Annotated in this window: 13 protein-coding genes and 1 pseudogene; 12 read left to right on the top strand and 2 right to left on the bottom strand. The window is 66.5% G+C overall.

Annotated elements, in window-relative coordinates; all coding sequences use genetic code 11:
- Positions 1–2: 2 nt before the first annotated feature.
- Positions 3–236, bottom strand: coding sequence for a DUF5703 family protein (locus tag QNN98_RS09000; protein WP_227911380.1), 234 nt, complete (start codon positions 234–236; stop codon positions 3–5).
- A 41-nt stretch (positions 237–277) separates the two neighbouring features.
- Between QNN98_RS09000 and QNN98_RS09005 the strand changes: the two genes are divergently transcribed.
- From QNN98_RS09005 to mshC, 3 genes are all read left to right on the top strand, one after another.
- Positions 278–595, top strand: coding sequence for a hypothetical protein (locus QNN98_RS09005; RefSeq protein ID WP_227911381.1), 318 nt, complete (start codon positions 278–280; stop codon positions 593–595).
- A 49-nt stretch (positions 596–644) separates the two neighbouring features.
- Positions 645–1,469 (top strand): undecaprenyl-diphosphate phosphatase, encoded by an 825-nt coding sequence (locus tag QNN98_RS09010; RefSeq protein ID WP_227911382.1) that lies wholly within the window; start codon positions 645–647, stop codon positions 1,467–1,469.
- Between the two features lie 62 nt (positions 1,470–1,531).
- Positions 1,532–2,812: a cysteine--1-D-myo-inosityl 2-amino-2-deoxy-alpha-D-glucopyranoside ligase gene (gene mshC / locus QNN98_RS09015; RefSeq protein WP_227926285.1), complete on the top strand. Its 1,281-nt coding sequence runs from the start codon at positions 1,532–1,534 to the stop codon at positions 2,810–2,812.
- Between the two features lie 6 nt (positions 2,813–2,818).
- Here the strand turns inward: mshC and QNN98_RS09020 are convergent, their stop codons facing one another.
- Positions 2,819–3,670, bottom strand: a complete 852-nt coding sequence (locus QNN98_RS09020; protein ID WP_227911585.1) for a PAC2 family protein — start codon at positions 3,668–3,670, stop codon at positions 2,819–2,821.
- A 136-nt stretch (positions 3,671–3,806) separates the two neighbouring features.
- On the opposite strand from QNN98_RS09020, the gene QNN98_RS09025 reads away from it, so the two are divergent.
- The 9 genes and pseudogenes from QNN98_RS09025 (at position 3,807) to pafA (ending at position 13,464) form a co-directional block, all read left to right on the top strand.
- Positions 3,807–4,535 carry an HAD family hydrolase gene (locus QNN98_RS09025; RefSeq protein ID WP_283996860.1) on the top strand — a complete coding sequence of 243 codons (729 nt, stop codon included), beginning with the start codon at positions 3,807–3,809 and terminating at the stop codon, positions 4,533–4,535.
- The gene (locus tag QNN98_RS09030) at positions 4,532–5,686 is read left to right on the top strand and encodes a site-2 protease family protein (RefSeq protein WP_283996861.1); all 1,155 of its coding nucleotides are present in this window, start codon (positions 4,532–4,534) and stop codon (positions 5,684–5,686) included. The genes QNN98_RS09025 and QNN98_RS09030 overlap by 4 nt, the downstream gene beginning before the upstream one ends.
- 81 nt (positions 5,687–5,767) lie before the next feature.
- Entirely contained in the window at positions 5,768–6,823 is a 1,056-nt protein-coding gene (locus QNN98_RS09035) for a tRNA (adenine-N1)-methyltransferase (RefSeq protein ID WP_227926282.1), read from the top strand.
- Positions 6,824–6,992: 169 nt separating this feature from the next.
- A pseudogene (arc, locus tag QNN98_RS09040) lies at positions 6,993–8,684 on the top strand (proteasome ATPase); the annotation flags it as partial.
- Positions 8,685–8,698: 14 nt separating this feature from the next.
- Positions 8,699–10,294 (top strand): depupylase/deamidase Dop, encoded by a 1,596-nt coding sequence (gene dop / locus QNN98_RS09045; protein ID WP_283996979.1) that lies wholly within the window; start codon positions 8,699–8,701, stop codon positions 10,292–10,294.
- Positions 10,295–10,334: 40 nt separating this feature from the next.
- Positions 10,335–10,532: a ubiquitin-like protein Pup gene (locus QNN98_RS09050; protein ID WP_227911388.1), complete on the top strand. Its 198-nt coding sequence runs from the start codon at positions 10,335–10,337 to the stop codon at positions 10,530–10,532.
- Positions 10,533–10,535: 3 nt separating this feature from the next.
- The gene (gene prcB, locus QNN98_RS09055; RefSeq protein ID WP_227911389.1) at positions 10,536–11,360 is read left to right on the top strand and encodes a proteasome subunit beta; all 825 of its coding nucleotides are present in this window, start codon (positions 10,536–10,538) and stop codon (positions 11,358–11,360) included.
- 2 nt (positions 11,361–11,362) lie between these two features.
- Complete coding sequence (gene prcA, locus QNN98_RS09060; RefSeq protein ID WP_227911390.1) at positions 11,363–12,103, top strand: proteasome subunit alpha; 741 nt, start codon at positions 11,363–11,365, stop codon at positions 12,101–12,103.
- On the top strand, positions 12,103–13,464 hold the full coding sequence (gene pafA, locus QNN98_RS09065; protein ID WP_227911391.1) for a Pup--protein ligase: 1,362 nt from the start codon (positions 12,103–12,105) through the stop codon (positions 13,462–13,464). Before prcA ends, pafA begins: the two co-directional genes overlap by 1 nt.
- Positions 13,465–13,496 lie beyond the last annotated feature (32 nt).

The raw sequence follows: 13,496 nt of genomic DNA on the forward strand, positions 1-13,496 counted from the left end.
CCCTAGGCGGTCCGCTGGACTCGCAGGATTCTTCGCCGCAGCCAGAACCGCCGTCCGCCGCCGCTGTAGATGCGGCTGCGGTGCAGTTCCCACTTGCCGTACTCGGCGTGTTCAATCAGGCGGCGCCGGGCTTCGGGCAGGGATTCGGTGGGCTCAACAGAGACCACCAGGTATTCATAGTCCCGGGTGTTTTCGCGCCGGCGGGAGACATCTGGTGCAAGAATTTGTTCGCGCATTTCCCTCCAATTTTGCCTACTTTACCGCTAACGTCTAGGGAATGAGCATAGATCCGCGCATCGCGCTCCAGTCCCTGGTCACGGCCTTCGAGGAGCACCTTGCGGCGGCTGCCAGCCGCCGCGGCGAAAAGGATCCCGTCGTCGAGAGCGCGTACCTCGCGATCGCCGATGCCTTCGAAGTCTACGAGGAAGTGCTCTATGACGCCTACGGGGAGGTCACCCCGCTGGAAATCTACGAAGACGACGAAGACGACTACGAGGCCCTCGAGGACGACACGGACCCGATAACGCCGGACGGGATTCCCGGGGATGACGGGAATGAAAACGGCAATCCGCTGGGGCGCCCGGCCAGCCGCTGACCGCACCGCAGTGCCCGGAAGAAGCCCTCCGGTGCCATAGAGTCTTAGTGTGAATTGGTTTGAAGCGATCTTCCTAGGCCTGGTCCAGGGCCTGACAGAGTTCCTGCCCATCTCCTCCAGCGCGCACCTGCGCATTGTGGGGGAACTGCTGCCCGGTGCCGGGGATCCGGGGGCGGCGTTCACCGCCATCACCCAGCTGGGCACCGAGACGGCCGTGGCCGTGTACTTCTGGAAGGACATTGTCCGGATCATCAAGTCCTGGTTCGGTTCCCTCACGGGCAGGGTGCCCCGCAGCGATCCCGATGCGCGCATGGGCTGGCTCATCATTATCGGCACCATCCCGATCGTGGTGCTGGGCCTGCTTTTCCAGGACCAGATCGAAAGCACGTTCCGGAGCCTGTGGCTTGTGGCCACCATGCTCATTGTCTTCGGCATCATCCTGGCCATCGCCGACGCCGTCGGACGCCAGCAGCGCTCCCTGGACCAGCTCAGTTACAAGCACGGCATCCTCTACGGGTTCGCCCAGGCGCTGGCCCTGATTCCCGGCGTCTCCCGCTCCGGCGGCACCATCACGGCGGGGCTGCTGATGGGTTACACCCGCGAAGCCGCGGCCCGCTACGCCTTCCTCCTGGCCATTCCCGCCGTCTTCGGCAGCGGACTGTTCCAGCTGGTGAAGGCGCTGGATGAGCCGATGCCGTACTCGGCGGCCCAGACCGGCGCTGCCACCGTTGTCGCTTTCGTTGTGGGATTCGTCATTATCGGCTGGTTCCTTCGCTACGTCTCGACCCGCAGCTACAGTCTTTTCGTCTGGTACCGCATCCTGCTGGGCGTGCTGATCTACCTGCTTCTCGGCTTCGGCTTTATTGCCGCCTGACGGCCGCCCGGCCGGTCCGGGAGCGTCAGCGGCCGGAGGCAGCGCCCAGTAGAGTTGATAGCGTGATTGCCTGGAAATCCCCCTCCCTGCCCACTCTGCCCGGTACGTCGACCAACGTCCGCCTCTACGACACCGCCGCGCAGGCGCCGGTGACCGTGCAGCCGGATTCAGACGCGAGCATGTACGTCTGCGGGATCACCCCCTACGACGCGACCCATATGGGCCATGCCTCCACCTACGTTGCATTCGACCTGCTGAACCGCCAGTGGCGCGACGCCGGATACACCGTCCGGTACGTGCAGAACGTCACCGACGTCGACGATCCGCTGCTGGAACGCGCCAACGCCACCGGTGCCGACTGGCGCAAGCTGGCCCAGGAACAGACCCAGCTCTTCCGTGATGACATGGAGGCCCTGAACGTTTTGGCCCCGGACCACTACATTGGTGCCGTCGAGGCCGTGGAGTGGATTGTTCCGGTGGTGGAGGACCTGATGGACCGCGGCTTGGCCTACCGGGTTCCCGGAACTGCGGGGGAGCCCGACGGCGATCTGTACTTCGACGTCGACGCCGCCTCCCGGCTCGCCCCGGAAGACCCCGATGCGTGGTGGCTTGGCCAGGTCTCGCACCTGAACCGCGAAGCCATGCTTCCGGTGTTCGCCGAACGCGGCGGAGATCCGGACCGTCCGGGCAAGCGCAACGCCCTGGATCCGCTGCTGTGGCGCCAGGCCCGGACCGGGGAACCGTCCTGGGACGGCGGGCGGCTGGGCCAGGGCCGGCCCGGCTGGCACATTGAGTGTTCGGTCATTGCCCAGCGGTTCCTGCCCCGCCCCTTCACGGTTCAGGCCGGCGGCTCGGACCTGGTATTCCCGCACCACGAAATGAGTGCCGGGCACGCCTACGCCAGTGCCGGAACCCCGCTGGCCTCCCACTATGCACACGCGGGCATGGTGGGCCTGGACGGCGAGAAAATGAGCAAGTCCCTGGGCAACCTGGTCCTGGTTTCGCGTCTGCGCGCCGAGGGGGTGGAACCGGCAGCCATCCGCCTGGTCCTGCTCTCCCACCACTACCGCACCGACTGGTTCTGGACCGAAGATCAGCTGCGGTCGGCGGAGGAACGCCTCAGCCGCTGGCGGCACGCACTGGAGTTCACGGACGAGAGTGCGGCCGAAGGCCTGCTCGCACGGATCCGCGAAGCACTGGCCGATGACCTTAATGCCCCTGCCGCACTCCAGGCCGCCGATGCCTGGGCCGCGGCGGCACTGGCCACCGTCCCTGCGGGGACACCGGCCGGGGGAGAGCTGGTCTCCGCCGCACTGGATGCCCTGCTGGGCATCCGCCTCTAGCGCAGGTCAGTCCCGCCGGCGCCGCTTCAGGTAACGCTCGAACTCGCGGGCAATGGATTCACCGCTGGCCTCGGGGAGCTCGGCGGTGTCCTTGGCCTCTTCCAGCTGGCGGACGTAGGCGGCCACTTCGGGGTCCTCGGTGGCCAGCTCGTCCACCCCGCGTTCCCACGCCTCGGCCTCTTCGGTGATCAGGCGGGTGTCCAGGGGAACCTGCAGGAGCTCTTCGATCCGGTTGAGCAGTGCCAGCTGCGCCTTGGGTGATGGCGCCTGCCCCACATAGTGGGGCACGGCCGCCCACAGCGAGACGGAGGGAATGTCCGCGAGGTTAGCCATCTCCGAGACCACGCCCACAATGCCGATGGGTCCCTCGTAGGCGGACTCCTCCAGGCTCAGGCTTTCCTGCAGGTCCGGTTCCTCGCAGGTGGCCGTAACCGGGATGGGACGCGAGTGCGGCACATCGGCCAGCAGTGCGCCGGCAAGCACTATGCAGTCCACGTCCAGTTCCTTGGCCAGGGCAATAAGTTCGGCGGTGTAGGCCCGCCACTTATAGGAGGGTTCCACCCCGGTCACGAAGATGACGTCAAGGTTGCTGTCCGGGACCTCGGCACGGGAGATCCGGGTGGTCGGCCACTTGATCCGGTGACCGCCGGAGGCCGTTCGCTTGATGGCCGGCCGGGTGAACTGGAAGTCGTAGTACTCATCGGCGTCGATACTGGCAATTTTTTCGCTGTCCCAGTGCCGGTGGAGGAATTTCAGCGCGTCCGAGGCAGCTTCACCTGCATCGTTCCAGCCCTCGAACGCCGCCAGCATCACGGTGACGCGTTCGGGGGAAGTCTCATCGCCAAAAAAGTCCTGCAGCCCGGTTGCCGGGAAGCCGTCGGTAGTGCTCACACGATCACACTATGCCCCGTTTCACCCTGTGTCAGGACCGGGTCAGGGCGCTTCGCGCAGAGCAAAAGAAACGCCGGTCCGCGCCGCCCCTTAGACTTAGGGCATGCCCACACTTCCCGCAGGCCATTCCGCCCGCAGCCATGCCGCCCCGACCCTGCAGGCCGTGTTCTGGGATATGGACGGCACCCTCGTTGACACAGAGCCCTACTGGATCGCCGCCGAAAAAGACCTCACGGCCGCTTACGGCATCGAGTGGACCGAAGCGCAGGCGGAGGCAATGGTGGGCCAGGCCCTTGAATTCTCAGCCGGAATGCTCCGCAACGCCGGCGTGCCCCTGGCTGTGCGGGAGATCATCGACCGGCTGATCGGGCAGGTCACCGAGCAGGTCCGCCTCGCTGTACCCTGGCGGCCCGGCGCGCGTGAGCTGCTGGCAGAACTGCGCCAGGCGGATATTCCCTGCGCCATGGTGACCATGTCCGAACCCGTCCTGGCCCGGGAAATTGTCCGGGCCCTGCCGGCAGGCACCTTCGATGTGGTGGTCACCGGAGACATGGTCAGCGCAGGCAAGCCGGACCCCGAGCCCTACCAGCTGGCCTTCGACACCATGGCGGCAGCCCTTCCCGGACTGGAGAAAACCGGCATCGTGGCCGTCGAAGACTCCCTGCCCGGTGCCGCCTCCGCACAGGCGGCCGGACTTCCCACACTGGGAGTACCCAACTTCGTACCGCTGCCGGCAGGGACCGTCCGGCATGAATGGGACACCCTGGCCGGGCGCGGCATCCGCGACCTGCTGCTCCTGCTTTCGGGTCCCGTTCCGGAGCCCGCCAGGTGAGCAGCAGCGGGCCCGGCGGCACCGCCCGCCGGGAAGGCATCGCGCTGGGCAGCATTGCCGGGGTGCCGATCATCCTGGCCTATTCCTGGTTCCTGGTTGCCGCGCTTATTGTGGCCGTGTTCGGGCCCCAGGTGCGGCAGTTCTTCCCGAACCTCGGGGCCGGCGCCTACGCTGTTGCCTTTGGCTACGCCATCCTGCTCCTGCTGTCGGTACTCGCGCACGAGGTTGCCCACGCACTCATTGCGCGTGCCTACCGCTGGCCCACCACGAAGATCGTCTTGACCCTGTGGGGCGGACACACCCAGTTCGGTGACCTTCGCTCCACACCGGGCAGGTCCCTGCTGGTGGCGCTGGCCGGACCGGCTGCGAATTTCCTGCTGGCCCTGGCCGGCTACGGGTTACTGAGGATCCTTCCCTCCGGCACGGTGGGCTGGCTGGTCGCAGCCGTTTTCACCTACGCCAACCTCCTCGTGGCCGTTTTCAACGTCCTTCCGGGCCTGCCGCTGGACGGCGGCCGGATTGTGGAAAGCGCCGTCTGGAAAGCCACCGGCTCGCAGGAACGGGGCACCATTGCGGCAGGCTGGGCCGGCCGGATCATTGTTGTCCTGATCCTGGGGCTGCTGTTCATTCCGCCCTATGTGCGCGGCGATACGCCCACCCTCAGCCTGGTCCTGGTGGCTGCCCTGCTCTCAGGCTTCCTGTGGATGGGGGCGGGAGCGGCCATCACCAATGCCCGGCTGCGCCTGCGCCTGCCCCGGGTTGCTGCCTCCGCGCTGATGGAACCTGCGGTCTCCCTGCCCGCCGGTTCTACGGCGGCTGCCGCCCGGCATCTGGCCGAACAGCACCCGGGAACCGCCGTGGTGGTCACCGCCGCCACCGGCCAGCCCGAAGCGGTGGTGGACCGGGATGCCCTGGCCTCCGTTCCCCCCGGCACGGCAGAACAGATACCCGTGCAGTCCGTGGCCCGCCCGCTGGCGCCCGGCGCTTATGTGCCCGAAGCCGCGGCCGGCCAGGAACTGGTCTCCTACCTGGCCAAACTGCAGGGAAGCGAATACGCGGTCATTGACAGTGACGGCGCCGTCACGGGCCTGCTGCGCCAGGCCGCCGTCGTCACCGCCGTGACCGGCAAACCCGCCCGCCCGCCCCGCTAGGGCCGGCCGCCACACACCTCCTTACGGGCCCGGCACCGCCGTTGCCCGTTACATACCCGCAAGAGAACCAAAGGAAGATCCATGAACTCCGATAACCAGGAGCAGGCCCCCGGCGCTGCACCCCACGGCGCCGATATCCGCAGGGGACCGCTGAAGCCCGGGGAACGGGTCCAGCTCACCGACGAAAAGGGCCGGCGCAACACCATCACCCTCACCGAAGGCGGCGCCTTCCACACCCACCGCGGGTACCTTCAGCACGACACCCTGATCGGGCTGCCCGAAGGTTCCGTAGTATCCAACACCGCCGGCCACCAGTACCAGGTCCTGCGCCCGCTGCTCTCGGACTTCGTACTGTCCATGCCCCGCGGTGCCGCAGTGGTCTATCCCAAGGACGCCGCGCAGATCGTCACCATGGCGGACATCTACCCCGGTGCCCGGGTAGTCGAAGCCGGCGTCGGATCCGGTGCGCTGAGCATCTCGCTGCTGCGCGCCGTAGGCGACAACGGCAGCCTGCACTCGTTCGAGCGCCGGGAGGAGTTCGCGCAGATCGCACGCGGCAACGTGGAAACCTTCTTCGGCGGCCCGCACCCGGCCTGGAACATCACCCTGGGGGATTTCCAGGACGAAGTGGTCAAGGCCGAAGAGCCGGGCAGCGTGGACCGCGTGGTCCTGGACATGCTCGCCCCGTGGGAGTGCACCGACGCCGTCGCCACTGTCCTGGCCCCGGGCGGGGTGTGGATCTCCTACGTTGCCACGGTCACCCAGCTCTCCCGCACGGCGGAGGCCATCCGCGCCGACGGCCGCTTCACCGAGCCGGACGGCTGGGAGTCCATGGTCCGCGGCTGGCACCTTGAAGGCCTCGCAGTCCGCCCGGACCACCGGATGGTGGCCCACACGGGCTTCCTGCTGACCGCCCGCCGGCTGGCCGAAGGCGCCACCGGACTGGTGGCCAAGCGCCGCGCGTCCAAGACCAATTTCAGCGAAGAGGACCTCAACGCATGGACACCCGCAGCAGTGGGGGAACGCGAAGTATCAGCCCACAAGCTGCGCCGGGCGGCCAAGGACGCGAGCTCCACAGTGCAGCGCGGAGCCCTCGAAAACGCCGAAAAGTTCCAGCAGGAGACCGACACCCCTTAACGGGTAACCGGCGAAACACAAGACGCCGGACCCCGTGTATCTCACGCAGCGCTGGGTTACTGTCGAAGGACAGACCCAGAGCTATGTGAAGGCGGTCGGTACCATGGCTGAACCCGAAAACGTCGCACCCGGGACCGGGGAATCCCACACTGTTCCGGCTTCTGCCGGAACAGCGGCCGAAGCACGCCAGTTGAATGTGCTCCGGGATAAACTCCGGAACCTGGACCGGCAGCTTGCTGCCCTGACGCACAACAACGCGCGGCTCGTAGCCATGCTTGAAACCGCAAAATCCGAAATCATCCGGTTGAAGGATGCACTGGAGAATGAGGGCGCCACACCGTTCAGCTTCGGCACCGTGATCGGAGTGAACCAGCGCCGGGATGCCGAGCCGGGAGTGACCACCACGGCATCGGTGCAGGAAAGCCTGGACATCATCCAGTCCGGGCGCAAGCTGAGGGTGGCGGTTTCACCGCTCCTGGACCTGGGACAAATCGTCCCGGGCCAGGAGGTGCTGCTTAACGAGTCCCTCACCGTCATCGCGGCGCTCGGTTTTGAACGGGCAGGCGAACTGTTCACGGTCAAGGAACTGCTGGACCCGGACCGGGTCCTGGTCATCGGACGCGCCGACGACGAACGGGTGGTCCGGCTCAACGGCCCCCTCAGCAGGGACAAGGTGCGGGTGGGGGACGCGCTGACCGTGGATACCCGCATCGGCTACGCGCTGGAGAAAATTCCGCGCAGCGAAGTGGAGAACCTGGTCCTGGAGGAAGTTCCGGATATCTCCTACGCCGATATCGGCGGGCTGGGCCCGCAGATCGAACAGATCCGCGACGCCGTGGAGCTGCCGTTCATGCATCCGGACCTCTACCGCGAGCACGGGCTGAAACCGCCCAAGGGGATCCTGCTTTACGGCCCTCCGGGGTGCGGCAAAACGCTCATCGCGAAGGCCGTGGCCCACGCCCTGGCCGCCCGTGTCATGGAACAGAACGGGACACTGGGCGCCCGCAGCTACTTCCTGAACATCAAGGGCCCGGAACTGCTGGACAAGTATGTGGGGGAGACCGAGCGGCACATCCGGCTGATTTTCGGCCGCGCCCGGGAGAAGGCTTCGGACGGCAGCCCCGTGGTGGTCTTCTTCGACGAAATGGACTCCCTCTTCCGCACGCGCGGCACCGGGGTGTCCTCCGACGTCGAGACCACCATTGTTCCGCAGCTGCTCAGCGAGATCGACGGCGTGGAGAAGCTGGAGAACGTCATAGTGATCGGTGCCTCCAACCGGGAGGACATGATCGATCCGGCCATCCTGCGGCCGGGCCGGCTGGACGTCAAAATCAAGATCCAGCGTCCCGACGCCGAAGGCGCCGCAGAAATCTTCGGCAAGTACCTCACACCGGACCTTCCGCTGCACCGGGAAGACCTCGCGGAGCACGGCTACGACCCGGTGGCAACAGTCGGGGAAATGGTCCGGCGCACCGTGGAAAAAATGTACGCCGAGGACAAGGCAAACGAGTACCTGGAGGTCACCTACGCAAACGGCGACACCGAGATGCTCTACTTCAAGGATTTCAACTCCGGCGCCGTCATCCAGAACGTCGTGGACCGGGCGAAGAAGTACGCCATCAAGGACCTGCTTCAGCTGCACCAGCGGGGCCTGCGCATTGAGCACCTGATGCGCGCCGTGGTGGACGAGTTCCGCGAGCACGAGGACATGCCCAACACCACCAACCCGGACGACTGGGCACGGATTTCGGGGAAGAAGGGCGAGCGCATCACCTACATCCGCACCATTGTCCAGGGCAAGGCCGGCCAGGAACCCGGCCGGACCATCGAAACCGCGGCCAACCCGGGACAGTATCTGTGACCGTCCGCAGGGTGATGGGGACGGAGACCGAGTACGGCGTGCTCGCTCCGTCCCTGCCCTCCGCCAATGCCACCGTCCTGTCCAGCCAGATCGTCAACGCCTACGCGGCCACGCTGCGCTCCGGGGCGGGCAACCTTTCCGGCACGCGGTGGGACTATACCGACGAGGCGCCGCTGAACGACGCCCGGGGTTTCGCCGTGCCCCGGGCGGCCGCGGACCCGACCCAACTGACGGACGAACCGCCCGTACTGGACGCCGAACAGATTGCCATGGAAGGCGGGGGACCGGCGGCGCTGTATGGCGAGCAGACCGCTGACAACCCGGTGCTGATGAACATGGTGCTCGGCAACGGGGCGCGGCTGTACGTGGACCATGCCCATCCCGAGTACTCCTCTCCGGAAGTCACGCGCCCCCGCGATGCGGTGCTGTGGGACAAGGCCGGCGACGCCGTGGTGCTGGCGGCCATGCGGCACATTGGCCGGATGCCCGGGTTCGCGCCGGTTCACCTGTACAAGAACAACACCGACAACAAGGGGGTGTCCTACGGTTCCCACGAGAACTACCTGGTGCCCCGGAGCGTTCCCTTCGGTGCCCTGGTCCGCGGCCTGGTGCCGTTCTTCGTCTCGCGCCAGGTGATTGCCGGTTCCGGGCGGGTGGGCATCGGCACCAACAACCAGCGCCAGGGCTTCCAGCTCAGCCAGCGGGCGGATTTCTTCGAAACGGAGGTGGGGCTGGAAACCACCATCCGGCGTCCCATCATCAACACCCGTGACGAGCCGCATGCCGTGGCGGAGAAATACCGGCGCCTGCACGTGATAATCGGGGACGCGAACCTCAGCGAGGTGTCCGCGCTGCTGAAGACCGGCACCACGTCCCTGGTGCTGTCCATGATAGAGGCCGGTACCGCCCCGGACCTCGAACTGCGGGACCCGGTGGGCTCACTGCAGGCCATCAGCCATGATCCGGCCCTGGAACAGCTGGTGGAGCTGAAGGACGGGCGTTTGGTCACCGGGCTGGACCTCCAGGAGATCTACTTCGAAGCTGCCGCGGAGCATGCCCGCGCCACCGGCGGAACCGATGCCGACACCGAGGACATCCTGGCCCGCTGGTCCGCCCTGCTGGGAACACTGAAGCGGGACCCCCTGGAGGCGTCCGCCGCAGTGGACTGGGCAGCCAAGCTCAAACTGCTGCAGGCCTACCGGGACCGCGACGGTTTGTCCTGGTCCGATGCACGGCTGCACCTGGTGGACCTGCAGTACGCGGACATGCGGCCGGAAAAGGGACTGTACTACCGGCTGGCAGCCCGCGGGCAGATGGAGCGGATCCTGACGGATGCGGAAATTGCCCGTGCCGTCACCCACCCGCCGGAGGATACCCGCGCGTATTTCCGCGGGAACTGCCTGACCCGGTTCCCCCGGGAAGTCATCGGTGCGAGCTGGGACTCGATCATCTTCGAGCTGCCCTCCCGGCGGCGGCTGCAGCGCATCCCTACCCGCGAACCGCTGCGCGGTACCCGCGAGCTTACGGAGGAACTGTTCCGCGCTTCGGCCGATGCCGAGGATTTTGTGGCCAGACTCCTGACCGGTTCAGAGGGCACCGTGGCACCATAGGACTAGGATTCAACCCCCGGGCAAGAAAGGGCTAAGCATCATGGCAACCCAGGACCGCAAAAACACCGGAACGCATCCCGTAGAAGAAGAAACCGAAACCGCCCCGCCGCCTGCCGCCGAAGCGGAAGCATCCGCCGAAACCGAAGGCGTGGACGATCTGCTGGACGAAATCGACGGCGTGCTGGAGAGCAACGCCGAAGAGTTTGTCCGCGGCTTCATCCAGAAGGGCGGTCAGTGACGGATGGCCCCCCGGGACCCCGCCGCCGCCATCGACACCGCCGCCTCCGCATCGTTCACCGACCATCTGGAACGCCACAACCCCGGCCTGCTGCCGTCCGCCCGGTCGCTGGGGCCCTCATCGCAGGGTTCCGCGGCTTCGCTGGCGCCGCAGGCCACCACCATCGTCTCGCTCACCTACGCCGGCGGGGTGCTGATGGCCGGAGACCGGCGGGCCACCATGGGCAACATGATCGCCTCCCGGCACATCAAGAAGGTCTTTCCCGCGGACAACTACTCGGTGCTGGGCATCGCCGGCACCGCGGGGCTGGCCCTGGATATGATCCGGCTGTTCCAGGTGGAACTGGAGCACTACGAAAAGATCGAGGGCACGCCCATGAGCCTGGACGGAAAGTCCAACCGGCTCGCTGCCATGGTCCGTTCGAACCTGCCGCTGGCCCTGCAGGGGCTCGCAGTGGTTCCGCTGTTCGCCGGGTACGACACCCAGCGCCGGGCGGGCCGGCTGTTCTCCTACGACGTCACCGGCGGCCGGTACGAGGAATATGAGCACCACAGCGTGGGCTCCGGTTCGGTCTTTGCCCGCGGCGCCCTGAAAAAGCTGTGGCAGCCGAACCTGGACGAAGAGTCGGCGGTGGCCGTGGCGGTGGAGTCCCTTTACGACGCCGCCGATGACGACTCTGCCACCGGCGGACCGGACATGGTGCGCCGGCTGTGGCCGGTGGTCTACGTGGTCAACAGCGCCGGCAATCGGGAAATCCCCGAGCGGGAACTGCAGGAACTTGCCCGTGAGCTCGTTCAACGGCGCTCCGCCGCCGGGCTGGAGGCGTAGCCGTGACCCAGCAGTTCTATGTGTCGCCCGAACAGCTGATGAAGGACCGGGCAGACTTTGCCCGGAAAGGCATTGCCAGGGGACGGTCGGTGGTGGTGCTGACCTGCAGGGAAGGCATTGCGCTGGTGGCCGAAAACCCCTCGCCGTCCCTGCACAAGCTCAGCGAAATCTATGACCGCATCGGTTTCGCCGCCGTCGGCAAGTACAACGAGTTTGAGTCCCTGCGCCAGGCCGGCATCCGGTTCGCGGACGTTCGCGGTTATTCCTATTCCCGCGAGGATGTGTCCGCGCGGGGCCTCGCCAGCGTCTACGCGCAGAGCCTGGGCTCGGTGTTCACCACCGAGGGCAAGCCCTTCGAAGTTGAACTAGCCGTGGTGGAGGTGGGGGAGGACCCCTATTCGGACCGCCTCTACCGGCTCAACTTCGACGGTGCCATCGCCGACGAAAGCAACTACACCGTGATGGGCGGGCAGGCCGACATTGTCAAAGAGGCCCTGGCCCGGTCTTGGAACCAGGACGCCGGCTTCGTCTCCGCCATCCGCACAGCTGTTACCGCCCTCTCCGCCACGCGGACCCCGGAGGGCAACGGCGGGGGCCAGCCTCCGGACCGGCTGGGGGCCGGGCTGCTGGAAGTGGCAGTGCTGGACCGGGACCCGCTCTCGACCCGCGGCACCGTCAGGGCGTTCCGCAGGATAAACACCGTTGAGCTGGACCGCTTGCTGTCCGGCGCGGAAGGAGACTGATGGACCGCAGGATCTACGGGGTGGAAACCGAGTTCGGCATCGCCTACTCGGGCCCGGACTCACGCCCGCTGTCCCCGGAGGAAGTGGCACGCTATCTCTTCCGCAAGGTGGTCAGCTGGGGACGCTCCTCGAATGTCTTCCTCACCAACGGCTCCCGGCTGTACCTCGACGTCGGATCCCACCCCGAGTACGCCACCGCCGAATGTGACGACCTGGCGCAGCTGGTGGCCCACGACCGGGCCGGGGAACTGATCCTGGACGACCTGGTGGACGAGGCGGAGGAACGGCTGCGGGCAGAAGGCTTCAACGGCAGCGTCTACCTCTTCAAGAACAACACCGACTCCGCCGGCAACTCCTACGGCAGCCACGAAAACTACCTGATTCCGCGCCGGCTGGAGTTCTCCCGGCTGGCTGACGTCCTCATCCCGTTCCTGGTCACCCGCCAGCTGCTGGTGGGTGCCGGCAAGGTGCTCAAGACCCAGTCCGGGTCCCTCTATGCCTTCTCCCAGCGCGCGGACCACATCTGGGAAGGTGTCTCCTCCGCCACTACGCGTTCCCGCCCCATCATCAACACCCGGGACGAACCCCACGCCGACGCCGAGCACTACCGGCGCCTGCACGTCATCGCCGGGGACTCGAACATGTCCGAAACCACCATGCTGCTCAAGGCCGGCTCGGTGGACCTGATGCTGCGGATGATCGAAGCCGGAGTGCTGATGCGTGACCTGCGGCTGGAAAACCCCATCCGCAGCATCCGGGAAACATCCCATGACCTCTCCGGCCGGCAACCGCTGAAGCTGGCCAACGGTTCCACCATGACCCCGCTGGACCTGCAGCGGATTTACCTGCAGCGGGTCAAGGACTTCGTCTCCGCCAACGGGGAACACAACCGGCATACCGGGCGGGTGGTGGACCTGTGGGAACGCACGCTGGACGCCATTGAGTCCGGGGACCATTCCAGCATCGACACCGAGATCGACTGGGCCATCAAGAAGAAGCTGGTGGACCGGTACAGTGAGCGCAACGGGCTGGAAATGAACTCCCCGCGCCTGTCCCAGGTGGACCTGACCTACCATGACATCTCCCGGCGCCGCGGCCTGTTCTATCTGCTGCAGGCACGCGGGGAAACGGCGCGGGTGGTCGAGGACAGCGACATCAAGGAAGCCGTGGACCAGCCGCCGCAGACCACCCGGGCCAAGCTCCGCGGTGACTTTGTACGCCGGGCCAAGGCCGCGAACCGGGACTTTACGGTGGACTGGGTGCATTTGAAGCTCAACGACCGGGCGCAGCAGACCGTGCTGTGCAAGGACCCCTTTGCCTCAGTCGATGAACGGGTGGAGGCCCTGCTCTCGACCCTGTGAAGCGCCTGCCGCCTGCGCCACCTAGGATTCAT

Source organism: Arthrobacter sp. zg-Y1143 (assembly GCF_030125565.1).
GTDB lineage: Bacteria > Actinomycetota > Actinomycetes > Actinomycetales > Micrococcaceae > Arthrobacter_B.